The following is a 26,605-nucleotide window of genomic DNA, read 5'->3' as shown; positions in this document are numbered from 1 at the left end:
GGTTTGAAGTGTGGTGAATGCAAATGAGAATGGCTATAAAATGGCAAGAAGTCGGCCAGAAACGATCAGCTTGGGCACAAGATGTGAGGTAATAGGGATTGATCCTGTTTGAAATGGTTGAACGAAATCCCAATTTATGAACGTAGTGGATGATAAAACGGTTGTTCGAGAGTATTTCAACGCGACGGGGTTCGATCGCTGGCGGCGCATCTATGGGGATGGCGATGTCAACAAAGTTCAGCTCGACATTCGCCAAGGTCATCAACAAACGGTAGAGACGGTTTTGGGCTGGCTCAATGCCGACCCAAATTTACCAGGGCTGACCGTTTGTGATGCGGGGTGCGGGGTTGGCAGCCTCAGCATTCCTCTAGCTCAGGCGGGGGCGATCGTGTATGCTAGCGACATTTCAGACAAGATGGTAGGTGAAGCCAAAGAGCGGGCTGCTTCGCTAGGACAAAGCGATAACCCTATTTTTGCAGTGCAAGATCTAGAGTCGCTAGAGGGCGAGTATCATACTGTGGTTTGCCTGGATGTGCTCATTCACTATCCGCAGGAGCAGGCAATGGAGATGATTTCGCATCTCAGCCAGTTAGCACAGTCGCGGCTTATTCTCAGTTTTGCACCCAAAACGATCGCCTACACGCTGTTGAAAAAGATTGGTGATTTCTTTCCAGGCCCCAGCAAGGCCACTCGTGCCTATCTGCATCGGGAAGCGGAAATTGTGAAAGCGCTAGAGGCAAACGGTTGGGCGATCGAGCGCAACGACATGAGCAAAACGCGGTTCTATTTCTCGCGCGTGTTAGAAGCCGTCCAACGGTAATGTATCCCCAACCCTCCTGGTGTACGAGTTACTGCTGGGAGGGTTTAGTTGAATCACAAGATAAATTCGCTCCACAGCCTTCAACGTTAGAAGACTCCGAAGTGAGTTCGTAACCACTGCTCAAAACCCATTAGCTAGTGATGATAGCCAGTCGAGACGCGAGCAATCGCGTCTCGACTCGTTTCTACAGAGGGATCGACTAATCAGGTGATTCTGTCTCAACTTGTTCAGTGGTACTGTTGCCTATCAACAATGCCACCGGGAAGTGTTTCAATGCATCCCTGATCCAGATAGTGTCTGTCACGCCTACGTTTTCTCCAGTGATGGCATCTTGCCATGAATGGGCATCCCCCTGAGCAAGCGGAATCCGGGTTTCGTACCAGACTTGCTCTCCCATGGGATACTCTCCCGGTTGCACCAGAGAGGTCACTAGACGAGGAGCGATCGCAATTACCTTACGATCGCCCAGGGTGCGGCTAAAGGCCACAACATGATCGCGCAAACTGCCGGAAATCAGCAATTTTTGATAATCGCCCCGCTGAAACAAGTCTAAGTGGGCTTGCCTCACCTGGAGTCCACGCTGAGTTAAAAACAGCTTGATCCGTCCATCTTCGGGCGTTTGCAGCAGGTCTTTAATTAATCCCAGGATATCGTCTTGCGATCGCTGCTTAATTTCTTGCAAAACCTGCGATCGCAACTCATAGTCCACCGGACGACGGTTATCTGGATCAACCATGCTCAAGTCCCAGAACTCTGTGCCCTGATAAAAATCGGGAACACCAGGAGAGGCCAGCTTGATCAATACCTGGGATAGCGAATTGCAGATACCATACTGCTGAATCTTTTGCTGGAAGGGGCGAAACGACTGCCAAAAGGGGTTGTTTTCAGGATCTTTTAGCAGTTGCTCTGTAAATTGAGTAAAGGCTTCTTCATAGCTGGTATCCGGTCGAATCCATCCCGTATGAACCTTCGCTTCTCGGATAGCTTTAATGATGTAATCCTTGACGCGATCGACAAAGGATGGAAACTCCTCATCATCAAATGGGGCAGAACCAATCAACGTTTGATACAAGAAATATTCATCATTGGGATCAGGCGCATCTTGTCCTTCAACCACCTGCTTATACGACGCATTTATATCGCGCCATTCCTTCAGGCAGGTTTCCCATTCCTGCGGCATCTCAGATAAAACATTGATTCTGGCGCGTGTATCTTCGCCTCGCTTTGTATCATGAGTCGAGGTGGTATTCATGGAGTGAGGCCATTGCGTTGCCTTCTCCTGGTTAAAGGCATGGAATTCATCTACCGAGATGCCAAAATCACACGGGCTAGAACCCACTTCATTGATTGAGATCAGACGGTTGTAAACATATAGCACCGTATCTTCTACCCCTTTAGCCATCAAGGGGCCAGTAAACTGTTGCAACCGCATGATGAAATGAATCCATTGGTCTTTATCTTCCTCTGTAATGGGTTGATCAAAGTCCAACAGCAGAAACTTTTCAATGAAATACAGCTCATTTAAAAAGTTAGGAATACTCTTCTTGGCTTTGTCGAGTACTTTGCGAATGTAGCTGCGATCGATTTTGCTCGACCCTTCCCGGTTGATGTAGGTGCGATAAATGGGAAACACGGCCAGAATTTCTACCAATGCCCGCTTTAAGCCAAACATGGTAAAGTCGCTGGCGTAGCGATAGCGGCTAGAAAGCTGCTTCAGCAAGTGAGCCAGGTTATCAATGTCTCCTGCTAAGTGCTTGCCCAAAATCAACCGCTTGTTTTCATCAATCAGGCGATCGCAAGATACAGGCTTACCAATGAACCGATGATAAACCGAGGTATACTCGTCCTCATTCCCTTGAGCACAAAACAGGCCATTGACCTGGTTCAGAAAATCGTATCCTGTTGTTCCTTGAATCGGCCAGTGCAGTGGCAGTTGCTCAGCCGGCTCCAAAATTTTCTCAACCGTAATGTAAGCATCCCCCGCGCTTTCTCGCAACCGCTTCAAGTATTGGGACGGATCGTACAGACCATCAATGTGGTCAATCCGCAGTCCGGTGATCTTTTCTTCCTTGAGCAGTTTGAGCGTCAGTTCGTGAACGATGTCAAAGACACTTTGCTCTTCTACTCGCAGCGAGATCAACCCATTGACGGTAAAAAATCGGCGGTAGTTCAACTCCTCGTTGCCCACCTTCCAATATGAAAGACGAAAGAACTGTTCTTGCAGCAAATTGTCGAGTTGGTTAAAACTCTCTGCATTTCCCGGCGCGCCATTGAAGACCTTGATGTTTTCGTCTAAATACTGCTTTACGTCCGGGCTGTCGTTCCACAGTTCCCACAGCATTCCTTTGATGAAAATAATCTGGTCATACCGCTCGCGGCCTTCCTCCCCAGACGGAATGTACTTCAGCATGTAGAGAACACCGAGCAGCTTCACAAAATCGGGATGGTTTCGCCCCAGTTTCTTTCGCAGCCGCGCCAGGTCATAGCTCAACACCTGAGTGTAGGACTCGATCCGGATCGGAAACTTCATGTCGTAGTAGTTAACCGTCAATCCCGCTTGGCCGTATTCAAGCTGAAGTTCGCCGCTTTCTAAGCAATCGCCATAGAACTTACCAAGAAACGGAGCCAGTAGCCGCCCCCGCAGTGCCTCGTAGGGGTGATCCCAGTCAATATCAAAAAAGTTGTGATATTGCGAATCAGGCCCGTTTTCTAGAACATCCACCAGCATTGGGTTCTGGCTATTGAATGCCATATGGTTGGGTACAATATCTTGCAGCCATCCCAGTTTGTGTTGTTTTAGCACCTCCGCCAGCGCTTCAAACCCCTCCTGCCCACCTAATTCTGGATTAATTTGAGTTGGATCCACTGCATCATAGCCGTGGGTGCTGCCTGTGGTTGCGGTCAATATGGGAGAAGCATATAGATCAGAAATACCGAGTTCAGCTAAATAGGGAACGATCGCCTGGGCAGAGGCAAAATCGAAGTCAGAGGTGAATTGAAATCTATAGGTAGCTGCGGGAATTCGCATCATAAGAAAATTACTCCTAGGGAATCACCTGGCTATGGACAACGCTTTGGGGGCAAATTAGCATAGGCAGGTGCTGATGGTATGGGGGTTAAAGCACCACAGATAAATCCCTCTTCGCTCCAGTGCAGGAGCGAGAAAGAGGGAGTAACCGGCGGCTCTTTGTAACATCAACTGGATCGAAACAACTTAAAACTGTAGCGGCTGAGAAGACCGACTTGAGTGAGTAGATGCGGCAAGGCTTGATTTGACTTAAGACGTTAACCTCTAGACCTAATCAGTAGATTATTCAAACTCCGACAGGATCACTGCTGTTTCAGAGCTTATCGCCTGAAGTGGATGGTTTAAGCGGTGTACACAACAAAACTCAACGGTTTAATTGTAAGGGTTTGTCCAGATTGAAGCTGCGCGGGTAGCTCAGACCCAGAACCGAGCCATTCTGAATCCGACGAATCCAGGATCTTCTGCCAGTTGCCTTGAGGAACGTGGGGCGTGAAGGTCACCGCATCATGGTCAAAATTCAACAGGGAGAAGATTTGATCGTGGTCAGACGTGCGATGGAGCGTGAGCAAATTGGCTGTGTCCAGGCTGGTCACCTCTAACCGATGCTTGTCTAGATTAGCTAATGCCTTTACGTCTTGACGTAGCTGAATTAACCGTTGGTAGAGCGATCGCAACACGCCATGCTTACCCTCACGGCACTTTTCCCAATTCAGGGTAGATTGCTCAAAGACCTCCATCCCTTCCGGGTCGGGCGCTTCTTTGTGCCAATCAAACGACTTAAATTCTTCTTTGCGCCCTTTGCGAACCGCCTCAATTAGATCTGGATCGGTATGGCTAACAAAATATTGGAACGGCGCATCTTCACCATATTCCTCGCCCATAAACAGCATCGGCACAAACGGCGAGAGGAACAGGGTTGCAGCAGCCACCTTTAGCCCGTCGTAGCTGGTCAACATCGACAGCCGTTCCGCATCTAGGCGGTTGCCCACCTGGTCATGGTTTTGAATGCAGACAACAAACTGCTTACCGGGGCGATCGGCGGGCGAATTGCCGTGGCGGCGGTGGCGATGCACGGAATAGGTGCCGTCATACACATAGCCCTGCCGCATCGACTTTTCTAAATCTTTAATGGTGCCAAAATCGCTGTAATAGCTAATTTTCTCCCCAGTTAACAGCGTGTGAACGCAATGGTGAAAATCGTCGCACCACTGCGCGTCGATACCAAACCCGCCTGTTTCTTTGGGGCGAATAATTTTGGTATCGTTGAGTTCACTTTCGGCAATCAAATAGCGCTTGTAGGTGTTCTGGCTCAGCCGCTCGTCTACAGCCGTAGCCATCTCTTCCAGAAAGTGTTCTGCGCCGAGGTCGTAGATGGCGTGGATCGCGTCGAGCCGCAGCCCGTCAATGTGGTAGCGATCGAGCCAGTAGATTGCATTCTCCAAAAAGAAATTACGAACTTCGTCAGAATAGGAATCGTCGTAATTCAGTGCAGCTCCCCAGACCGTACGATATTTCTCTGTGAAATACGGGCCATACTCCCGCAGATAATTGCCTTCTGGCCCCATGTGGTTGTATACCACGTCCAAAATAACGGAAATACCAGCCGCGTGACAGGCATCTACTAATACTTTCAGGCCATCGGGGCCGCCATAGCCATGCAGCGCAGCATAGGGGTAAGCACCGTCGTAGCCCCAATTGCGGTTGCCCGGAAACTGCGCGATCGGCATCAGTTCGATCGCATTGACCCCCAATTCCTTCAGGTCGGCCAGTCGCGGAATGATCGCTTCAAACGTGCCGTCTGGCGTAAATGTGCCAACGTGCAGTTCATAAATAATCATCTCTTCCAGCGGCACCCCAGACCACTGCGTATCGCTCCAGGGAAAGGAACTGTGATCTACAACTTCTGAGGGGCCGTGGACATCCTTCGGCTGATGCTGAGAGGCGGGATCAGGCCGATCGGTTTCTCCATCCAACTGATAAAAATAAAGCGTGCCGGGAGCGGCATCGACCGTCGCTTGCCAATAGCCTCGTTCATCCTTCTGCATGGGGATGATCTGTTCATTGGGCGAAACGATGTGAACGGCGACCTGCGATCGCAACGGTGCCCACACGGTAAATCGACACTTGCCATTGCCAAGGTACTCGGAGCCAACGTTCATAGGTTGTAGATAACGGGTGAAAGACGGTTAAGCGGAACGATGAAATGACCTGAGCGTCAAAGTTACTTTACACTTAGCGATGGCAATATCAACCTATCTACAGAGGGAAGACCGAATTCCTCTAGTTTTCGGTCTTCCCTCTGGCTTAATCCGTGCTTACACCCGCTTCAGCACAAACACCGATCGCCCCTGCACCGGAATCGGTTTGTCTTCTTTGTAGCGAACGCTCCGCTCGATAATCCGGAGTTTGCTGGTATCAATGGTGACCGCCCACTGGCGATCGCGCAACCCTTCGGGCAACAGAAACTCAACCGTTTCGTAGTGAGCGTTGAAAAACATCATAAAACTGTCGTCAATCACGCGTTCTCCCCGGGGGCCAGGAGTGGCAATTTCTTCACCATTGAGGAAAATGCCGATCGCCTTGGCAAAGCCATCACTCCACTGTTCCTGAGTCATTTGCCCCCCATCGGGGTTAAACCAACCGATATCGGTCACTCCCGAACCGTGGATTGCCCGCCCCTGGAACCATTTGCGCTTGCGGAAGATAGGGTGCTGCCGCCGGAAGTAAATTAACTGACGGGCAAAATCCAGCAGCGACTCATTTTCGTCCTGTAAATCCCAATCGAGCCAGGAAATTTCGTTGTCCTGACAATACGGGTTGTTGTTACCGCCCTGGGTGCGCCCAAACTCGTCACCGCTCAGCAGCATCGGCACACCTTGCGACAGCATCAGCGTTACCAAAAAGTTGCGTCGCTGCTGCTTCCGCAGTTTCAGCACCGCTGCATCCTCGGTGTCTCCCTCTGCACCGCAGTTCCAGGAACGATTGTGGCTTTCGCCATCCCGGTTGTCTTCACCGTTCGCATCGTTGTGCTTTTCGTTGTAGCTCACCAGATCGTTCAACGTAAAGCCATCGTGCGCCGTGATGAAGTTGATGCTGGAGTTAGGGCTGCGTCCATTTAGCTGATATAAGTCAGAGCTGCCCGTGAACCGATAGGCGAACTCGGCCAGGCTGCTGTCTTCGCCGCGCCAAAAGTCGCGCACCGTGTCGCGGTATTTGCCGTTCCACTCAGACCACAGCAGCGGAAATTCACCTACCTGGTATCCGCCTTCGCCCACATCCCACGGCTCTGCGATCAGCTTCACATCAGACAGCACCGGATCCTGGTGGATGATGTCGAAGAATGCCGCCAGACGGTCAACCGCATACAGCTCGCGTGCCAACGCCGATGCCAGGTCAAAGCGGAAGCCGTCTACATGCATTTCCAGCACCCAATAGCGGAGGCTATCCATGATCAGTTTTAGGACTTGCGGGTTACGCACATTCAGCGAGTTACCGCACCCGGTAAAGTCCATGTAATAGCGGAGATCGTCTTCTACCAGCCGATAGTAGGAGGAATTGTCAATTCCCCGTAGCGAGACGGTTGGCCCCATGTGGTTGCCTTCCCCGGTGTGGTTGTAAACCACATCCAGAATCACCTCAATGCCAGCCCGGTGCAGGGCTTTCACCATTTCTTTGAACTCGCGCACCTGCTGCCCACAACTGCCGGTTGCGCTGTAGCCAGAGTAGGGGGCAAAGTAATTGATCGAATCGTAGCCCCAGTAATTTTTCATTCCCTTATCAACCAGGTGTCCAGGTTGAGAAAGGAAGTGATGAACGGGCATTAACTCAACGGCTGTAATTCCAAGCGTTTGTAGATAGGACACAGCAGCAGGGTGAGCCAGGCCAGCATAGGTACCGCGCAGCGCGTCTGGAACTTCTGGATGCAGCTTGGTAAAGCCTTTAACATGCGCCTCGTAGATGATCGTCTCATGCCACTGCGTTCTGGGGGGTTCGTCGTCTCCCCAGTCAAACGATTCATCAACCACGATCGACTTAGGAATAAGATGAGCATCATCCAAGTCAGAAAAGGATAGGTCTTCCTCCGGATCGCCCCAGGTATAGCTAAAAATTTCCTCTCCGTACCCAATTTCTCCATCGATCGCTTTGGCGTAGGGATCGATTAGCAGCTTGTTGGGGTTAAACCGATGCCCCTCCTCTGGGGCAAAGGGGCCATACACGCGAAAGCCATACCGTTGTCCTGGGTTAATTCCCGGCACATAGCCATGCCAGACAAAATTGCTGACTTCCGTCAAGTTCAGGCGCGTTTCCTTCCCTTGCTTATCAAACAAGCAAAGCTCAACTCCAGTGGCATTTTCTGAAAACAGAGCAAAATTGGTGCCCTTTCCATCCCAAGTGGCTCCCAAAGGATAGGCTTTTCCAGGCCAGAGTGGTAAGTACATGTTTTTATAAAATTAGGGTCTAGGTTATTTGGCGATTATTTGGCGATCGCGATCGGAAGAAGGCAATGGAGGCTATTCGTGGTTGCTGTCACCCTGCGCTGCAACGTCCCTCGTTCTAACCTGTTAGAACTAGCTTATTGATAAAGATAAAAGACGATCGCATCAACATGCAAACCAAATACCCCCTGGGGAGTATGCCAAGCGTCGAGGATGCTACAAGTATATCCAGGCCAGCAATTGACCAAAGAAACCAGGCACGTTTCGCTGGGAGTGATGATGGTCTGGTCGAGTTAACCGAGTCCGTCTCCAGCCGTTAGACAAGCTGGCGATCGGTATTTAGAACGGCATCTAATCCATCAATATCTCATCGCCTAGCTCGCTATCTCAACCCAACATATAGAAGGGGCAACTCGCCATTGCCCCTTCTACAAACCGGGTAGATTGCCCCAGTGCAGATGGCTGTCAAACCGCTCTGCCTAACCACCGTTTATGACTGCGGCTGGGTGCACTTAAAGAACACAACCGACAGCGGAGGCAGGTGAACGTTGAGCGAATACGGACGGGCATGGAACGGCATTGGGTCGGCCTCAACGCCGCCGAAGTTTCCTAAGCCGCTGCCGCCGTAAATTGACGCGTCGCTATTGAGCAGTTCTTGCCAGAACCCACCGCTGGGTGCGCCAACGCGGTAATCCCACCGGGGAACGGGTGTAAAGTTACAGATCACCAGAACCGTATCATTAGCAGAACGGCCTTTGCGAAGTAGGCTGATGATGCTGTTCTCGGTGTCGTTACAGTCCACCCACTCGAAGCCTGCCGGATCGCAATCTAGCTCGTGCAGCGCGGGTTCTGTTTTGTAGATCCGGTTTAAGTCTGCAACCCATTGCTGCAACCCCTTGTGCATGGGGAACTCTAGCAAATTCCAATCCAGGCTGGTATCATGCCGCCATTCGTTGAATTGCCCAATTTCGCCACCCATGAAGATCAGCTTCTTCGCCGCCTGAGCAAACATATAGCCAAACAGCGATCGCAAGTTAGCAAACTTCTGCCAGTAGTCGCCTGGCATCTTGCCAATTAACGACCCTTTGCCATGTACCACTTCATCGTGCGACAGCGGCAGCACAAAGTTTTCGTGATACGCATAGAGCATCCGGAAGGTTAGCTCGTTGTGGTGGTATTTGCGATAAATTGGCTCCTGGCTCATGTAGTGGAGCGTGTCATGCATCCAGCCCATGTCCCACTTCATGCCGAAGCCCAAACCACCCAAATAGGTAGGGCGAGACACCATCGACCAGGAGGTTGATTCTTCTGCAATGGTTTGCACATCTGGAAAGCGCTCGTAGATAGCTTCATTCATGCGGCGGAGGAAGGCGATCGCTTCCAGGTTCTCGTTGCCACCATGACTGTTGCGAATCCACTCGCCATCCTTGCGGGAGTAATCAAGGTAGAGCATGGATGCCACTGCATCCACCCGCAGCCCGTCAATGTGGCACTTGTCCAGCCAGAACATAGCACTGCTCAGGAGGAAACTGCGGACTTCATGCCGCCCGTAGTTAAAGATAAAACTGCTCCAGTCAGGATGAAACCCTTGCCGGGGATCAGCATGTTCAAACAGGTGCGTGCCGTCGAAGTAGCTTAGCGCGTGTTGATCGGTGGGGAAATGAGAAGGCACCCAGTCGAGAATGACACCGATGTTGTGCTGGTGCAGGTATTCCACTAAATACATGAAATCCTGTGGTGTACCATAGCGACTGGTTGGCGCAAAGAATCCAGTAGCCTGATATCCCCACGAGCCGTAGAAAGGATGCTCGGTCAGGGGTAAAAATTCAACATGCGTAAAGCCAAGCTGCGTTACATAGTCCGCCAGTTTGGGCGCTAACTCCCGGTAGCTGAGCGATCGATTTTCCTCTTCAGGCACCCGCATCCATGAGCCGAGATGGACTTCGTAAATTGAAATTGGGGCACCCAAATCGTTGCGCTGTTTACGAGAGGCCATCCAATCCTGATCGCGCCACTCGTAGTCGTCATCCCAAACAACCGATGCCGTCTTGGGCGGCACTTCTGCTAACCGGGCAAAGGGGTCTGCCTTTTCAACCTGGTAGTTGTTGTGCCTGGAAATGATGCGATATTTGTAAACGGCTCCTTTTTTAACGTCTGGAATAAAGCCTTCCCATATACCGGAACCCGACCGGGTACTCAGGGGATGGCTTTCACCATGCCAACCGTTAAAGTCGCCAATGACGTAAACCTGCGCCGCATTGGGTGCCCAAACTGCAAAGTATGTGCCTTCAACCCCATCTTTGACAACCGGACGCGCTCCTAGCTTGTTATACAAATCAGTATGCGTTCCCTCGTTAAACCAGTAGAGGTCGTCATGACTGAGAAGCGTTAAATCAGAATGAACTGGAGATTGTTGTGTAAATACCATAGTTTTCTTAAAGAAACTTCACATTAGCAGTTAACGATAGGCCGTATTAGCGCCATGCAGGTTGATAAACCCAACCCATGTGCTAACCCTATTGCCACCGTGTTGAGAAAACTGCGTTTTGCTCCTCGCTTCATCGCTAAAGGAGCCAATTGCCGCTTATGCGGCGACAAATAACCATTCAACAAAACCAATTTTGAGGCCATACACAGGGGTCTTGAAATCTAGCGAGTTGCTGTATTCAACAGGTACATCAATCAACAGCGGTTTGACTTCAAACGGTAGAGTATGGCGATCGGTTCAAGCTGATAGCAGCGGTAGAGCCGATTGAGGATTCGCACCTTAGCCAACCATCAGGACAATTGAGCAGAGTCAACCGCCTAGTTTAGGCTCACCTTATTAAAGAGGATCAATCTCTAATTTGTCGTCTGCTCTTAGGAGGAAGGTGAAGTCGAACGTTGCGGGTTAATCATTGACATTGATGCCGGAAATACCAAAAATCGCTCTAAACATCCCCTTTAAGCAGGAGTTTAGAGCGATCGCCAATACAAATCCACCCATTTAGGAACCAGCCAGGGCGCACTTAGCAGAACCCCAGAGCATCCAGACGAGATGGCTGCCCCTCAAGGCAATAGCTGCTACTAAGACTTCCAGTAGCCCATCTGCGACGAATCCAGCAATTGCAGAATGCGGTTGAGCGGAATGTCTGCCCAGGTGGGACGGTTGTTCAGTTCATAAGCCAGCTCATAAATCGCCTTCTCTAGCAGATAGGCATCGAGTAAAACCTGTAGCTCTTGGGGAGCCTTGGGCAAAAACGCGGCATCTTTAGCGGTGGTTAAGTAGCTCTTGAGGAAAGAAATACTCGACCAACAGTAGAGGAACTGCGCCCACTGCTCCATTAAAGGCTGGTTTTCGGGACGAATGAGTCCACTTTCTAGCTCATGGCGGAGAGCCATTTGGCTGGCATAGTAGAACGATTGCAGCATACCCGCCACGTCCCGCAAGGGCGATCGCTTCATCCGCCGTTCGCTTAAGGGGCGAGCCGGTTCGCCTTCAAAATCGATAATGATGAAATCTTTACCGGTATACAATACCTGCCCCAGATGATAGTCACCGTGGCAACGGGTTCGCATTGCGGTAATTTTCTGGTTCAGGATGAACCCAAACCGTCCCAAAATGATCTCTTTTTGATTCAGAACCGTTTGCGCCAAGGGCTGCAACTCTATCGGCAGACGAACGATTTGTTTCTTTAACAGCAGCAATGCCTGCCCTGCCAGGTTCCGCATGTACTGGTAGATCGATCGCTGATAGAACGACGAGAATGCTTCTGGCGCAAAGTTAGGATTCTCATCATCAGAGGCCAGAGCAATGTGCAGTTCAGCCGTTCGCTGACCCAGCAATTCAGCCGCTGTCAGGTACGACCCCATCACCTCGTAGGCCAGATCTGGAATTTCCGTCTCGATCGCCGCTGCCAGCAGAGCGGGCGGCATCGTAATTTCATCGGCCTCAACCTGCATTGCCATGATCTTCTCAAACAGATCGCGCAGGGTATCCAGCGTATAGCTCCAGGCATCGCGGGTGTCGGGAACGAACTTCAGCAGAATCCCAAGCGTCATCGGCTCTGCCTTAGGACGACGATATTCCAGGGCACCGCCCACCGGAGCCAAATGCTCCAACAAACGGTGATCCGTCAGGAATCGACCAATTTCCAGATCAGGATTTAGCCCTTCCTCTACCTTGCGGAAGAGTTTGAGAATGAGACGATCGCCATAGACAATCGACGAGTTGCTCTGCTCCCCTTTCAGCAAATGTGGCTCCAGGTGAACGTTGAAATTGGTATCAATGGCATCCCCACACAGTTCAGGAAAAGCATCGGTTGCCGTTGCCACAAACTCTCCTGAAGTGCCCCTAAACCGCCGTTTGTGGGCGATCGCATCCAGCGGGAAGGTCAAGAAATCTTTATCCGATAAGGCTTCATACAAAACACCCACCTCAGCAGCTTGATCGCCATTCTGGTGAATTTGGGCGATCGCTCGTTCTGGTGGAGCAGATTGACGTTCACCCCCTCCGCCAATGGTTTCGTAGGCCAGCGGCAACACGTAGGTTTCGGGAATGCCTTCGGTGTATTCTACCCGCAGCAGCACCAGATGATAAGGATGGCTTTGCTTACCATCACTCTTGCTGCTGGGTTCCAAGGCGCTGGGTTCAATGGGAATAGCTTCAATGATGTGAACCGTTTGCACCACGCGGGCTTTTCCGCCAAACCAGCGGCAGGTGCGGAGGTAGGTTGGCAATATAGCTTCCAGTGCCAAACGAGACTCTGGCTTTGTAAAGATGTTCTGCCACTTGCCCACCACGGCTAACGTTGGCATATTGGCTTGCGGTATTGCTGCCTCGCCAGGGCTATGTTGCGGTTGCAGGGTAAACCAGAAGAAGGCGTGAGGCCCAAGGCTTAAGAAGTAAGGTTCCTCACCAACGGCTGGGAAGGAAGCGCGACCAAACATTTCGATCGGCACCATGCCCTGGAAGTGAGACAAATCCAGTTCCACCACCTGCACAAAGCGAGACAGGTTGGCGACCACCAAAATATGTTCACCACGATAAGTCCGGGTAAAGGCCAGTACTTTGCGGTTTTCGGGGTAAAGGAACTCGAACGTGCCGCGCCCAAACGCCTGATAGCGGCCTCTCAGCGCAATTAAGCGCTTCATCCACCACCATAACGAGTTGGAGTTGGCTCGCTGCGCTTCGACGTTGATGGCTTCGTAGTGATATTCCGGATCAACAATAGGAGGCGCATACAATCGCTGCGGGTTAGCGCGGCTAAACCCACCGTTACGATCGGCACTCCACTGCATCGGGGTGCGAACTCCATTGCGATCGCCCAAATAGATGTTGTCGCCCATGCCCACTTCGTCGCCATAGTAAATGACAGGCGTTCCTGGCAACGACAACAGCAGACTGTTCATTAACTCAATTCGACGACGGTTGTTTCCCATCAACGGCGCAAGACGGCGACGAATTCCCAGGTTGATTCGCGCTTGCGGGTCTTGGGCATAAACCCGATACATATAATCCCGGTCTTCATCGCTCACCATTTCCAGGGTCAGCTCATCGTGATTCCGCAAAAATAGCGCCCACTGGCAGTTATCGGGAATTTGCGGGGTCTGTTGCAAAATATCAATGATGGGGAAACTATCCTCCATCTGCAACGACATAAACAGCCGGGGCATCAGCGGAAAGTGGAAATCCATCTGGCACTCATCGCCAGCACCATAGTACTGAACGGCATCTTCCGGCCACTGATTTGCTTCTGCCAGCAACATCCGATTCTCGTACTTGGAATCAATATGCTGCCGCAAATCCTTTAGAAACACATGCGTTTCAGGCAAGTTCTCGCAGTTAGTGCCTTCCCGTTCATACAGATATGGAACCGCGTCCAGCCGCATTCCATCCACGCCCATGTCCAGCCAGAAGTCCACCACGTCAAACAACGCTTGCTGCACGTCGGGGCTGTCAAAGTTAAGGTCAGGCTGGTGAGAATAAAAGCGGTGCCAATAATATTGCTTTGCCACCGGATCCCAGGACCAGTTAGATGTTTCAAAATCCTGGAAGATCACCCGCACGCCGGGATATTTTTCGGGGGTCTCGCTCCAAACGTAAAAATCACGCTCACGGCTACCCACCGGGGCTTTGCGTGCCCGCTGGAACCAGGGGTGTTGATCAGAGGTGTGGTTAACAATCAGTTCAATAATGACCCGAATCCCGCGCTGATGCGCGGCATCCAGAAACGCCTGAAAATCTTCTAGCGTTCCATAAATTGGGTTGACGCTAAAATAATCAGACACATCGTAGCCATCATCACGCAACGGTGACGGAAAGAAAGGCAGAATCCAAATCGCCGTTACGCCCAAGTCCTGAATATAGTCCAACTTCTCCGTTAGCCCACGGAAGTCCCCAATGCCATCGCCATCACTATCTGCAAAGGCACGCACTGGCACCTCGTAGATAATGGCATCCTTAAACCACAACGGGTCATTTACAAGCAAAGTCGAACTGGAATTTTGCACGGTCGATGGAGTTACCACTTGCTTCGGGGGTGAGCTAAGGTTCTGCATACGGTACTTCAGGAACAGGTAAGTGTACTAAGTGTGGGAAAAGCCAGACAATGAGTGGAGCTTACTCATCAATAAGCAACGACAATCCGCAGGTCAATTTTGGAAACGAAAAAGCAGAGGCCATGCCTCAGACTTCGTCTTTTCCTACGTTACTGCTTGATCGAAAAAATGTGGGCAGGCATGGCGTACGGGTTAAGCTCGACATAGTTATGTCCGCCAAACCAGGTGTACTGAGCATCCGTCAGCACGTCATACAACTGATAGTGCCGATAGGGGTCAAGCCCCAACGACTCCAGTGGCAGGTCAACCCAGCCAGACTGAGTATGGTAGGGGTTGAGGTTGACCACCACCAACACTCGATCGATGTAATCAGCGGTTTGCTTGGTATAGCAAATCAGTTGGTCACTGCTGACATGATGAAAGCGAATACTGTGGTTGCTCTGTAACGCAAGATGCTCTTTGCGAGCCTGGTTAACCCGAGCAATTAAATCCTTGATGCTGTAGGGGCTATCCAGATCCCACTCGCGAATCTGGTACTTTTCGGAGTCGAGATACTCTTCACTCCCCTCCCGCAGAGGACGGTTTTCGCAAACCTCGAAGGCTGGCCCATAAATCCCATAATTGGCCGTCATGGTTGCAGCCAGGGCTAGCCGGATAATGAATGCCGGTCTACCGCCATGTTGCAGGTACTCATGCAGAATGTCGGGCGTGTTAGGCCAGAAGTTTGGACGAAAGAAATCGTGGGCTTGAGACTGAGTTAATTCGGTGAGGTATTCAGTCAGTTCGTCCTTGCCGTTGCGCCAGGTGAAATAGGTGTAGGACTGAGAGAAGCCCAACTTGGCGAGACGGTACATTACTTTGGGGCGGGTAAACGCCTCGGCCAGAAACAGCGTTTCAGGATGCTGATGTTTGACCGTTCCAATCATCCACTCCCAAAATGGAAACGCTTTGGTGTGTGGATTATCGACCCGGAAAATTTTGACTCCCTGCTCGATCCAGAAGAGAACAACACTTCTCAGTTCTTCCCAAAGACCCTGCCAGTTCTCAGTTTCAAAATCGATTGGGTAAATATCCTGGTACTTCTTGGGAGGGTTTTCTGCATATTGAATGGTGCCATCGGGACGATGACGGAACCATTCAGGATGTTCCTTCACGTAAGGGTGATCGGGAGAACATTGGTAGGCTAAATCCAGCGCAATTTCAATGCCGTACTCCTGAGCTTTCGCAACCAGCGATCGAAAATCGGCCAGCGTTCCCAGGTCGGGGTGGACTGACTTGTGCCCCCCCTCAGCGGAGCCAATCCCCCAGGGCACGCCCACATCATCGCTTCCAGCGATCGTTGAGTTGTTCTTTCCTTTGCGGTAGGTAGACCCAACCGGATGGATTGGCGGCAAGTAAAGGACATCGAAACCCAGAGAGGCAATGTAGGGCAAGCGGGCTTCACAATCTTTGAAGGTACCGTGCTTTCCAGGTGCGCCGCATGAGCGGGGAAACAGTTCATACCAGGTGCTGAAGCGAGCCTTCTGGCGATCGACCACGATCCCTAGCTCTCGTTCGTAGGTGGCAGCCCACTCTAAGTTGGGGTACTGCGAGGTTAGCGCTGCAATCTCATCTGATAGTGCCCATTCGGCTAAAGCCTTCATGTCTTTTTTGTCAGCCGATCGCAGGTGACTGGCATATCCACCCAGCACATCTGCATCGTGCCCTGTGGCACGCTTGCTGGCATGTTCAATCAGTTCTGCGCCAATTAACAGGTCAACCGATATATCTTGATCCGCAGCCAGTCGCTTTCGAAGATCCCGTCGCCATGTCTCGAAGTCGTCTACCCAGGCTGTGAATGTGTAAACATACCGTCCCATTTCGGTAACGGTAAATGTTCCACACCAGCGATCGTTCACTGTATGGGTGAGTGGTGCTTCCAGCCACTGAGTGGAAGTTTCCGGACGATAGCGAACAACACCTGCAATAACGTTGTGACCATCTGAAAACATATCAACTTCAACGTCAACCTGTTCTCCGACGATTCGCTTAATCGGGAAACGACCTCCGTCAATTTCCGGCGAAGCACCCTCGAGTTGAACTCTTCTTCTCCCTTCTTCCGGCAGCATGTCTAGAGGTTTCCTTTGCTAGTAATCCTACGTCTAGTATCTTTACGGTCAAGCTCAACTAATCTTTATCCGTTGTAACCCTGCTTTCTGGCAGCCGTCCTCAGTGTTTTGTGAGCCTGTCAGCAACAAACTTGGCGTAAGCTCAAACTAGTTGCTTATGGATAAACCTGTTCAGTTGACACCTTAGCCGGATAGGCTAATAGATGTCAAAATCTCCGCAAATATGACAAGCGATCGCGCTAACAGAACAGCCTGATCCACTAACTACATAACCGAAAACGTTGGAAGAAAGAATCTGACTCAGGCTAGAGTTACACTACTCAACATTATTTTCATCTACTGAAAGCTAATTTTCATCTACATAAAGTTCAAGTAAAGAGATGCCAATCAAGTGGCGACTAGCGGCGGTCATGGCTGACCGTGAAACGGAATACAAGGAACTCGCGCGGTTGACAGGGCTACACCCGGTCACCCTTTCCAAACTCAAAAACAGTCGTTTGATGCCACCTCGGCTCGATCGCACCACGTTGGAAAAATTGTGCAAGGCGCTTGACTGCCAACCGGGTGAGCTGCTGCGCTACATTCCCGAACCAGAAGAGCCTGCTAAGTCTCAAGAAAGCAAGCCGTCCAACCGTCGTTGATCGCTGCATGTTGATCCTGAGCTGTAATGGCTCACTTCTGTAGAGCAATTTGCCAAGGAGCAGAGATGTAAAGTCTGGTCTGTACTGTAAGGTTTGATCGTCGGTTCTCTAATTTCGATGGCGATTTAACCAAGACGACAGCCATAGAGCCTGATGAACTGACAAACGTACTAGAAACTCCATTCCGCTGTATTGCGCAAACATCAGTACTAGTAGAGTCAGGCAGACATCCACATGCTACTGGTGGATCTGAACAAAAGACGACTGAACCGTGACGGTGAATGACGGAAAATGATGGAGCAGGAATAGTCTGCTCACTTCCGCATCAGCGGAACCAGTGCCAGAATCAATGAAGGTTGACTCAGTAGCGATCGAACAAGAATGATAATGTGGCAACGATGATCCTGAAGCAGGAAACGTATTTACATCACAGGATAAGAATCATGATGGAAAATAATCAAAGACTTGCTTCTTAAGCACTACCTGCATCAGACCAACCTCATTGAGCCAATAACCCAGTCTGTCGTTGAGTTCACTCTAAAGTCGAATTGAAGTCGAAGTAATTAGGGGTTTCACCATGAACGTACAACGGTTTATTCCAGTAGTTGCCCGTGCCTTTCTGGTTATCATCTTCGTTCGGTCAGGAGTAGGAAAACTGCTAGATCCAGCAGGCACAATTGAGCAAATTCAGGGAGTTGGTCTGCCGATCGCGCCCTTATTGCTGATTGGAGCGATCGCGCTTGAATTGGTTGGCGCAGCTTCTGTCATTTTGGGCTACAAAGCTCAATGGGGAGCCATCTTGCTCATCGCATTTCTTATTCCTACGACACTCATTTTTCATACCGACTTTGGCAATCCGATGCAGGTCATCCAGTTTTTTAAAAACCTGTCCATCATGGGTGGGTTGCTCATGGTTGTCGCCTTTGGAGCGGGAGCGATCAGCCTGGATGCCAGAACCGCTGCGTCTCACAGTGCAACCTATGCCAACCGACCCACCGACCTGGAGAGCCGCCGCTAGAGCTGCAACAGGCATCGGTTCGGCCTGTATGGTTTGTTGGCTTACCGGATCAACCCATACGTACTTTCTGTCGCTGTTGCACATAGGGCGATCCAATTTGCCATGCACAATCATTCTGCAAGTCAACCCTTTCTCTCGTGTAGCGTGTAGTGCAATTGTTGAACACCTCAGAGGGTTGCACTACTAGCATAAAATGCAACAATCCAACGGGCAGTTTTTGATCGACTCTGATCAACTCCTATCGACTCCTGAAATCGACCTATTTTGAATAGGCTTGCACGGCAGCTAAATTATCAACCCAATTGATGCAGCAACCATCGCAGACGCTGCATTGGCGATCGCCCGTTTGCTCAATCAAATCGTAGGGTTGAACAGGCAGATGTGGACTCGCTCTAGCCATGAGCAAATGCCATTTATTACCACTGGGATGATGCCGCTTCATCTTCATTTAACTTCACTTAACATTGAGCCTACCTTTGAAATTTTGGTGGCAGACGTGCCCAATGTTCTGTCTTTGTGAAGCATTCATTAAGCGTTACATCTGAATTTATGCAGCCAGGCTCTCTGGCACAAACCATTGCCTGACTGGTTTTGACAGCATTTTGACCTTGAAATCAACCCTATGAATGATGTGTTGCTCAGTAAAAGAGTGTTCAGTAATACTACCGCAATTTAAGGGATTATACGTAAGATTGTTTGTATATTCAATTTAGAACTACGCGACATATCGCTCATCATATGCGAAATTATACGCAGGGTAATTCTACGCAGGGTGTTGAACACAGATCGTCCATTTAATCGCTGTGCCATCGTCCAGTCCGTTGTTGTATATAGCAAGCGTTTACCATGACCTCTTCACCTACTTCTACCCTGATTGTTGTTGATCCAACAGTCGAGAATTATCAGAGTTTAATTGCGAGCGCCAGCCCTAATGCTGAAGTGCTCATACTCGATACTTCTCGCAACGGCGTTGAACAAATTACCGCAGCCCTGGCCGGAAAAACTGGGGTTGAAAGTCTCCATATTGTGTCCCATGGAGAATCTGGACAACTGCAACTTGGTGCAGCACAACTGAGCGCAAGGACGCTTAGTTTATATGCCGAGCAGCTAAAAAGCTGGTCCACTGCTCTTACGGCTGATGCTGACATTCTGCTGTACGGCTGTAATGTGGCCGCAGGAGACATCGGCACAGACTTTGTGCAAACTTTGGGTGCTATCACCGGAGCGGATATTGCCGCTTCTATCGATTTAACCGGAAATGCAGCGTTAGGCGGCAATTGGGTTTTAGAAGCCTCTACAGGAGACATCCAATCCTTTATTGCATTTGAACAAAGCGTCCTAGACAGATACGATTCGGTTCTACAAACGGTCTTGGTCTCCGAGACGTTTACTGGAGCTACTTTAAACAGTGGTCCCTGGCTCTTTGGTAGAGGAACTACTGCCACTCAGTTTGACCCCTTTTTAACGGCTCGAAGTACGACGGCTCCGGATGCATCGGGCATACCGGGTAGCCCCACTGGAGTTGCCCTTGACCCAGATGGACAGGGCGCGTTGAGACTAACCAGCGCCGATCGCGATGAAGCGTCTTTTGTCATTTATGACACTCCTGTTGAGTCTAACGCCGGGTTGTCCATCACATTTGATCTCTTTGCCTACGGCGGTACGGGGGCAGACGGTATCGGCTTCTTCCTGATCGACGGCAGCCAGTCTCCTAGCGTTGCGGGAGGCTTTGGCGGTTCCTTTGGCTATGCACCCCGTAATGTGGATGGCATCGCCGGTTTGCAAGGAGGCTACCTTGGCATCGGGTTTGATGCCTATGGCAACTTCTCCAGTACCGAAACGACGTTCCGAGGCAGCCAAAAAACAACCGGGCCAGGACGAATTCCTGACTCTATTGCAGTTAGGGGTAGTCAACAAACCGACTATGCTTATCTAACGGGCACTGGCAGCTTACCTCGCGGCATCGACAATTCCTTTAACGGAGCAGTGGTCACGAACCGTGAGGATGCTCGCCGCCGCGTCAATGTAGAGCTTAGCCGGACGGGCGTTCTAAGCGTTCGGATCGACCTGAACGGCGATGACGATTTTAATGACCCCGGTGAGTTAGTCATTGATTCCTTTGACGCGATCGCCGCTAACAGTCCGGTTCCCGACACCTTCAAGTTTGGGTTTAGTGGCTCCACTGGCTCGCAAACGAACATTCACGAAGTTCGTAATTTCCTGGTTGAAACGCTGTCCCAACCACCACAGGTTGCCAATGTCAACCTCAGCCTGAACCAGGGTGAAACGGTCAATGTCACCGGGCTAAATGCAACCGACCCCGATGGGGTGATTGTTGCCTATTTTATTGACACCCTTCCCCCGGCTAACCAGGGTACGCTCTTCTTAGGCAACCCCAATGCAGGCGGTACCGCGCTGGTTGAAGGGCAGGAAATTTCGCCCGCTCAAATTGGGCAAATTTTCTTCAGAGGCACGCCAGAGTTCTTTGGCAACGGCGGTTTTACATACAACGCGATCGACGATAGTGGTTCGGTTGCCGCTACGCCTGGAACGGTTGCCTTGTCGGTTCAGGGCGTGTTGGACTTTCCACCAGAACCAGAGTTTCCAGAACAGCCACCTGCAGACCCCGGTTGCTTGCCCGGTTTAACCCTGGTAGGTACGGCGGGCAACGACCGTATTGAAGGTAGCGCCGATAGCGACACCATTCGCGGATTGGCGGGTAACGACGTGCTGCTTGGCCTGGAGTGCGGTGACATCCTGGAGGGAGGTCTGGGGAACGATCGCCTCATAGGAGATGGCGGTAACGACTTGCTGCGCGGCAATCAAGGCGACGACATTCTGCGCGGCGGCCAGGGAGTTGACGTGCTGTTTGGCAACCTTGGCAACGATGACCTGGACGGAGGATCAGGTGACGACTTCCTCGATGGTGGGGCTGGCAATGACATCGTCCGAGGGAAACGTGGCAACGATGTCCTCCGAGGAAACGATGGCAACGATGTTCTAGAGGGCGGAGCAGGCAACGACGACCTCGATGGCGGTCTGGGGAACGACATCCTGAGAGGGGGCGGCAACCAGGACATCCTGAGAGGCCGACAAGGAGAAGATAGGCTCTTTGGTGGTCGTGGTGACGATAACCTCTTTGGCAACCTGGGTGACGATCGCCTTGATGGTGGCTTGGGTGACGATCGCCTCAATGGCGGAGTAGGCAACGACGTGCTGTTTGGCCGTCAGGGCGACGACTTGCTCCGAGGCAAAGAAGGAGATGATGTCCTCTACGGTAATCGCGGTAACGATGTTCTTCAGGGTGAAGAGGGCGATGACCTCTTGGTGGGTGGTCCCGGCCAAGACATTATGACAGGGGGTACCGGAGCCGATCGCTTCTTCTTTGTTGGGGTGAATCAAGATGCTGCATTGCGACAGTCAACGGGTGCAGCTCCCGATCAAATTACCGACTTCAATTTCAGCGAAGGCGACAAGGTTCTACTGAGCTATGAAAATAATCTGGGGGCATTAACGGCTCCAACCGGGTTGTTTAATGCTGGAACAATCACGGCTCGAAACATCATTCGGGCAGGCAGACGCGCCTTTCGCGACAAAAATCAGGAAGCTGAAGGCAACCAGCGACTACAAGCCAGAGAAGCGGTGTTCTTTGAGTGGCGGAATCAAACCTTCCTCGTTGTCAACAACAACGTCCCAGGCTATGGCTTCCGTGACTTGACGGTGAATATGACTGGCATCAACTTTAAGCCCGGCGATCAGGCGGCAGGGGTGCTAAACGTAACAGATTATTTTGCCGTCTAAGCCTCACCATAGCTAAAACAAATACCCTATGTAACATCCGAAGGGACAAGCTAGCTTGTCCCTTTTTTGCATGTCCTTTGTTTGCATAACATCGGGCTGCGCTTAAAGATTTGCAATGAAGCTGTTGCTGGACGCCGTAGCCTGGGTACTATTTGGCTGAAGATTCGGCATTCGGGAATCTCTCTGCATTTATCGGCAAAATCTGAGGGCAAAGCTATGCATTCAATGCACAGGATTATGACGGCAGTCGGACTGGCTGCCTGTTTAGCAGGGGCACCTATCGCTTCCGCCCAACCTCCAGCTTTGGTTGCCCAAGCAACGGCAGGCGACTACTACACGCGCGGCGTTGCTAACGTCACCGAACAAAACTACGGTGAGGCCATTGCTAATTTTGACCAGGCGATCGCCATTGACCCTGATTATGCGGCAGCTTACCTTTATCGTGGCTTTGCCCATATCGCGTTAGACAATGAATCCGCCGCGATCGCAGATTATGATCGGGCGATCGCACTCAACCCAACCTATGGCGAAGCGTATTACAACCGGGGCATTGCCTATTACAACCTGGGCGATCTCCAGCAGGCATTAGCTGATTTTGATCAGGCCGTTCAAATTGAGCCAACGAATGCCAGAGCCTATCTCTATCGGGGCATTGCTCAGGCAGCACAGGGCGATCGCACCGCTGCCGCTGCCGATTTTGAACAGGCCACTCAGCTTCAGCCCGATTTGGCAGAAGCGCATTTTCATCGTGGCACCACCCAAATGGAACTAGGTGATTCAGAGGGAGCGATCGTCCATCTTAGCCGAGCCATCCAGATCCAGCCGCGTTATGCTAAAGCCTATTTAAACCGTGGCAGCGCTCAGTATGCGTCTGGGAATCGGCAAGCGGCCGTTGCTGATTTTGACCGGGCGATCGAGCTAGCCACTGATTCACCAACCGCTTACTTTAACCGAGGCTTTGTTTTATCCGATCTAGGCGCACTTGATCAGGCACTGGCCGACTTTAATCAGGCCATCACTCTCAAACCAGACTACACCGAGGCGTATTTGGGTCGTGCGGTCGTGCGGCTGGCATTAGCGAATCGGCAGGGAGCCTTTGAAGATTTGAACCGAGTGATTGCCTTAGATCCTAGCTCCTCAGAAGCTTACAAGCGTCGAGCCGACATTCGGCTGCAAACCGGCGACCCAGAAGGGGCAATCCAGGACTATACGCAAGCCTTGACCATTCAGCCCGATCATGCAGAAGCGCTGAGCGGTCGGGCAACGGCTCGTCTGGCTTTAGGAGATAGCGGTGGCGCGAACGAAGACTACACCCAGGCGATTTACTTCAATCCGGGGAATGCCCAGGCATTGGGAAATCGCGGTGCAATTCGCTCGACGTTGGGCGATCGCCAGGGCGCTCTGGAAGACTATACGCAAGCGATTCGGTATAACCCTGAGAATGCAGATACCTACTACAGCCGGGGGCGGTTGCGGGTAGAGATAGGCGATCGCTCGGGGGCAATGGACGACTTTGGCCGCGCCTCTGAGCTGTACTTACAGCAGGGGCAGGCCGAAGGGTACCGGAATGTGCTTCGTTCGATATCCAGTCTGCAACAGTAGCCGATGCAGGCCATTTAATTAAAGGCATTGCTGAACAGATGGATCAGGCGTTGAGCGGTCACAGCTTCAATCGCCTCCCAAATCCCTTAGATTTTTGGGAACGTCGGAGATGCGGACGTTCCCTGAAACTGGAGGTGAGTGGACGAATTCATATCACGATTTAGCAACGCCACAATAAACAAAAGCGATCGCTCTATCCGAAGGCGATCGCTTTTGTTTATTGAACGTTAAATGATTCAAACCGCTACCAGCTTGACTTAACAACTCCAGGCAACAATCCCTCGTGGGCCATTTCTCTCAGAACGTTGCGGGACAGACCAAAATCACGATAGTAGCCCCTTGGCCGTCCAGTCATCCAGCACCGATTCCGCACACGATTTTGAGCGCTGCTGCGTGGCAACTGCTGAATTTTGCGATGAATCTCAAGTTTTTCTTGCTGAGTCGTAGCGTTCGCAAATTGCTCTTTTAAATCGCTTCGTTTTTGAGCGTACTTATCCACCAATTTTTGGCGTTTTTTCTCCCGCTCGATCATGCTCTTCTTTGCCATGCAGGTTTCTAATACCCCAATTAAGACACCGTTTTCTATTCTATCCGATTCAATCTGAAACCGTTAGATGCGATGCTCACTATTTCTGATTTTGCCATGACCAGAGCGGCAATCACGAGTGGCTCCCTACTGCAATCTACTGAGGCAATCTACTGAGGCAAGATCATGGCCGGTGGAGAGGGAGGCGTTACTTTGGTTAAATCGACCGACGGGCACAGATCCGCCAACTGGCAGCGATCGCAAGCCGGGTTGCGAGCATTGCAAACCGCTCGACCGTGATAAATCAACCGAATCGACCAATTTTCCCAATCGGCCTGGGGCAATAGCTCCATCAAATTGCGTTCAATTTTGACTGGCTCAGTTTGCTCGGTTAGCCCCAAACGGCGGCTCAACCGCTTGACATGGGTATCGACCGTTACTCCAGCGTTGATGCCATAGGCATGAGCCAGCACCACATTGGCGGTTTTGCGGGCAACCCCCGGCAGTTTTAGCAACGCGTCCATTTGCCTGGGCACGGTGCCTCCAAAGTCCGTCACAATCATGCGGCACGCCGCCTGAATGTTTTTAGCTTTGTTGCGATAAAACCCGGTAGAACGAACCAGACGTTCGATTTCGTCACTATCCGCCTCGGCCAGGTCGTGAGCGGTTGGAAACCGCCGAAACAGCTCTGGCGTAACCATATTCACCCGCTCATCCGTGCATTGAGCCGAGAGAATGGTAGCCACCAGAAGCTGCACTGGCGTTTCATAGTTAAGGCTGCACGTTGCATCTGGATAGAGCCGCTTCAGGCGGAGCAAAATTTCTAACGCTCGTTGCTTGATGACCCGTTTACGGCTGATGCTCACTGGAATAGCTGTTGAAACACTTCTAGTTGAGTTGTATCACGAACGATCAAAAAGATACCTAACCCCAACAGCAATACCAGGCCAGTTTGCATCACGTTTTCCTGAATGCGGTTGGGTAAAGGTTTGCCGCGTAAGCCCTCGATCAGCAGAAATGCCAGTTGCCCACCGTCTAGAGCCGGGAGAGGCAAGATATTGATGATCGCCAGGTTAATACTGATGATGGCTGTGAACGGAAACAGGCTGTTCGCGTTAGAGGAGACTAACCCTGCTCCTTGTTCCACAATTTTCACCGGGCCAGCAACCTGACCTGCCATCTCTGAGAAATTAGTGATCAGCATCCCAAATCCCTGGACGGTTCTAACGAACATGCCCTGGAAATCTTGAGCAGCAAGGGTTAGCACCTCGCCTACTCCATTGGGAGAGCGGTACTCTACCGTTCCATTTGGGATGAGTTCTACGCCCACTCGCGATTTGCCATCAGGATTGGGAGCGGGTGTTACCGCCACGTCTAGCTGACGTGTGCCCCGTTGTACGGTTAAATCGAGCGATTCGTTCGGGCTGTTTTGAATCGTCTGCATCAACTCTTGAATCGCCGTTTCAGACGAGCCAAGTTCGCGATTGTCGATCGCCAGAATAATATCGCCAGAACGCAGTCCCGCTTCGGCAGCAGGCGATTCCTGCATCACTTGCGGCACTAACACTCCCGGTTGATAGTTAAACCCGTCGGGAACGCCAACCGTTGTGAATTGAACCACAAAGACCAGGTAAGCAAAAATTAAGTTGGCAATAACGCCAGCGCTGATGACAATAGCGCGATCGAGAACGGGACGGTTGTGTAGTAGGTCTGGATCGTTTTCTGGAATCTCACTCTCTGGGTCGTCATCCGGAAAGCCAACGAAGCCACCTAAGGGAAAGGCTCGAATCGCATATTCCGTTTGTGCCCCCTGGTATTTCCAGAGGACAGGGCCAAACCCAATTGAAAAACGGTTAACATGAATCCCTTGCAAACGAGCGGCTGCAAAGTGACCCGCTTCATGTACCACAATCAAAACTGCTAGTACCGCGATCGCCGCCAAAACTGACATATAAATTCCAGCGCAACTCAGTTAGTTATCTTAATCCATTCTAGAGTGTCTCTGCTGCGACACTTGAGACTCATTTTGCTACTTTGCCTGTATCCAGGCCAGAATTGAGCCAATCAGTATTCCAACCATGTCTC

General features: G+C 51.1%; 15 protein-coding genes. 5 read left to right on the top strand and 10 right to left on the bottom strand.

All coding sequences use genetic code 11. The features are described 5' to 3' along the window. Positions 1 to 136: 136 nt before the first annotated feature. Positions 137 to 820 carry a magnesium protoporphyrin IX methyltransferase gene (gene bchM, locus IQ268_RS24820; protein ID WP_193884857.1) on the top strand — a complete coding sequence of 228 codons (684 nt, stop codon included), beginning with the start codon at positions 137 to 139 and terminating at the stop codon, positions 818 to 820. A 199-nt stretch (positions 821 to 1,019) separates the two neighbouring features. On the opposite strand, the gene treY is transcribed toward bchM, so the two are convergent. The 6 genes from treY to IQ268_RS24790 all read right to left on the bottom strand — a co-directional run bounded on the left by treY (position 1,020) and on the right by IQ268_RS24790 (position 16,932). Then, positions 1,020 to 3,848 (bottom strand): malto-oligosyltrehalose synthase, encoded by a 2,829-nt coding sequence (gene treY / locus IQ268_RS24815; protein WP_193884863.1) that lies wholly within the window; start codon positions 3,846 to 3,848, stop codon positions 1,020 to 1,022. A gap of 341 nt (positions 3,849 to 4,189) precedes the next feature. After that, positions 4,190 to 6,007: a malto-oligosyltrehalose trehalohydrolase gene (gene treZ / locus IQ268_RS24810; RefSeq protein ID WP_193884855.1), complete on the bottom strand. Its 1,818-nt coding sequence runs from the start codon at positions 6,005 to 6,007 to the stop codon at positions 4,190 to 4,192. 156 nt (positions 6,008 to 6,163) lie between these two features. Further along, positions 6,164 to 8,287, bottom strand: coding sequence for a glycogen debranching protein GlgX (glgX, locus tag IQ268_RS24805; protein ID WP_193884854.1), 2,124 nt, complete (start codon positions 8,285 to 8,287; stop codon positions 6,164 to 6,166). Positions 8,288 to 8,774: 487 nt separating this feature from the next. Then, the gene (gene glgB / locus IQ268_RS24800; RefSeq protein ID WP_193884853.1) at positions 8,775 to 10,712 is read right to left on the bottom strand and encodes a 1,4-alpha-glucan branching protein GlgB; all 1,938 of its coding nucleotides are present in this window, start codon (positions 10,710 to 10,712) and stop codon (positions 8,775 to 8,777) included. A gap of 638 nt (positions 10,713 to 11,350) precedes the next feature. After that, positions 11,351 to 14,824, bottom strand: coding sequence for a maltose alpha-D-glucosyltransferase (gene treS, locus IQ268_RS24795; protein ID WP_193884852.1), 3,474 nt, complete (start codon positions 14,822 to 14,824; stop codon positions 11,351 to 11,353). 149 nt (positions 14,825 to 14,973) lie between these two features. Further along, positions 14,974 to 16,932 carry an alpha-1,4-glucan--maltose-1-phosphate maltosyltransferase gene (locus tag IQ268_RS24790; RefSeq protein WP_193884851.1) on the bottom strand — a complete coding sequence of 653 codons (1,959 nt, stop codon included), beginning with the start codon at positions 16,930 to 16,932 and terminating at the stop codon, positions 14,974 to 14,976. A 380-nt stretch (positions 16,933 to 17,312) separates the two neighbouring features. Between IQ268_RS24790 and IQ268_RS24785 the strand changes: the two genes are divergently transcribed. Beyond that, entirely contained in the window at positions 17,313 to 17,573 is a 261-nt protein-coding gene (locus tag IQ268_RS24785; RefSeq protein ID WP_228035690.1) for a helix-turn-helix transcriptional regulator, read from the top strand. Positions 17,574 to 18,150: 577 nt separating this feature from the next. Then, on the top strand, positions 18,151 to 18,591 hold the full coding sequence (locus tag IQ268_RS24780) for a DoxX family protein (RefSeq protein ID WP_193884850.1): 441 nt from the start codon (positions 18,151 to 18,153) through the stop codon (positions 18,589 to 18,591). A gap of 259 nt (positions 18,592 to 18,850) precedes the next feature. On the opposite strand, the gene IQ268_RS24775 is transcribed toward IQ268_RS24780, so the two are convergent. After that, on the bottom strand, positions 18,851 to 19,039 hold the full coding sequence (locus IQ268_RS24775) for a hypothetical protein (RefSeq protein ID WP_193884848.1): 189 nt from the start codon (positions 19,037 to 19,039) through the stop codon (positions 18,851 to 18,853). 398 nt (positions 19,040 to 19,437) lie between these two features. Here IQ268_RS24775 and IQ268_RS24770 point away from each other — a divergent pair, with 398 nt between their 5' ends. Together IQ268_RS24770 and IQ268_RS24765 are read left to right on the top strand one after the other, a co-directional pair. Beyond that, complete coding sequence (locus tag IQ268_RS24770) at positions 19,438 to 22,392, top strand: DUF4347 domain-containing protein (RefSeq protein WP_193884846.1); 2,955 nt, start codon at positions 19,438 to 19,440, stop codon at positions 22,390 to 22,392. Positions 22,393 to 22,629: 237 nt separating this feature from the next. Next, entirely contained in the window at positions 22,630 to 23,994 is a 1,365-nt protein-coding gene (locus IQ268_RS24765) for a tetratricopeptide repeat protein (protein ID WP_193884844.1), read from the top strand. 244 nt (positions 23,995 to 24,238) lie between these two features. On the opposite strand, the gene rpsN is transcribed toward IQ268_RS24765, so the two are convergent. The 3 genes from rpsN to rseP all read right to left on the bottom strand — a co-directional run bounded on the left by rpsN (position 24,239) and on the right by rseP (position 26,471). After that, positions 24,239 to 24,541 (bottom strand): 30S ribosomal protein S14, encoded by a 303-nt coding sequence (gene rpsN, locus IQ268_RS24760; RefSeq protein WP_193884842.1) that lies wholly within the window; start codon positions 24,539 to 24,541, stop codon positions 24,239 to 24,241. 149 nt (positions 24,542 to 24,690) lie between these two features. Further along, positions 24,691 to 25,386, bottom strand: coding sequence for an endonuclease III (gene nth / locus IQ268_RS24755; RefSeq protein ID WP_193884832.1), 696 nt, complete (start codon positions 25,384 to 25,386; stop codon positions 24,691 to 24,693). After that, the gene (gene rseP / locus IQ268_RS24750) at positions 25,383 to 26,471 is read right to left on the bottom strand and encodes an RIP metalloprotease RseP (RefSeq protein WP_193884830.1); all 1,089 of its coding nucleotides are present in this window, start codon (positions 26,469 to 26,471) and stop codon (positions 25,383 to 25,385) included. The genes nth and rseP overlap by 4 nt, the downstream gene beginning before the upstream one ends. Positions 26,472 to 26,605: the final 134 nt, after the last annotated feature.

This window comes from Oculatella sp. LEGE 06141 (assembly GCF_015207605.1).
Taxonomy (GTDB): Bacteria; Cyanobacteriota; Cyanobacteriia; order Elainellales; family Elainellaceae; genus Oculatella.
This window is presented reverse-complemented; position numbering and strand designations above follow the sequence as displayed.

Coding starts and splice junctions, on each gene's coding strand:
- bchM (WP_193884857.1), top strand. CDS start 137: ATGAACGTAGTGGATGATAAAACGGTTGTTCGAGAGTATTTCAACGCG.
- treY (WP_193884863.1), bottom strand. CDS start 3,848: ATGCGAATTCCCGCAGCTACCTATAGATTTCAATTCACCTCTGACTTC.
- treZ (WP_193884855.1), bottom strand. CDS start 6,007: ATGAACGTTGGCTCCGAGTACCTTGGCAATGGCAAGTGTCGATTTACC.
- glgX (WP_193884854.1), bottom strand. CDS start 8,287: ATGTACTTACCACTCTGGCCTGGAAAAGCCTATCCTTTGGGAGCCACT.
- glgB (WP_193884853.1), bottom strand. CDS start 10,712: ATGGTATTTACACAACAATCTCCAGTTCATTCTGATTTAACGCTTCTC.
- treS (WP_193884852.1), bottom strand. CDS start 14,824: ATGCAGAACCTTAGCTCACCCCCGAAGCAAGTGGTAACTCCATCGACC.
- IQ268_RS24790 (WP_193884851.1), bottom strand. CDS start 16,932: ATGCTGCCGGAAGAAGGGAGAAGAAGAGTTCAACTCGAGGGTGCTTCG.
- IQ268_RS24785 (WP_228035690.1), top strand. CDS start 17,313: ATGCCAATCAAGTGGCGACTAGCGGCGGTCATGGCTGACCGTGAAACG.
- IQ268_RS24780 (WP_193884850.1), top strand. CDS start 18,151: ATGAACGTACAACGGTTTATTCCAGTAGTTGCCCGTGCCTTTCTGGTT.
- IQ268_RS24775 (WP_193884848.1), bottom strand. CDS start 19,039: ATGAAGATGAAGCGGCATCATCCCAGTGGTAATAAATGGCATTTGCTC.
- IQ268_RS24770 (WP_193884846.1), top strand. CDS start 19,438: ATGACCTCTTCACCTACTTCTACCCTGATTGTTGTTGATCCAACAGTC.
- IQ268_RS24765 (WP_193884844.1), top strand. CDS start 22,630: ATGACGGCAGTCGGACTGGCTGCCTGTTTAGCAGGGGCACCTATCGCT.
- rpsN (WP_193884842.1), bottom strand. CDS start 24,541: ATGGCAAAGAAGAGCATGATCGAGCGGGAGAAAAAACGCCAAAAATTG.
- rseP (WP_193884830.1), bottom strand. CDS start 26,471: ATGTCAGTTTTGGCGGCGATCGCGGTACTAGCAGTTTTGATTGTGGTA.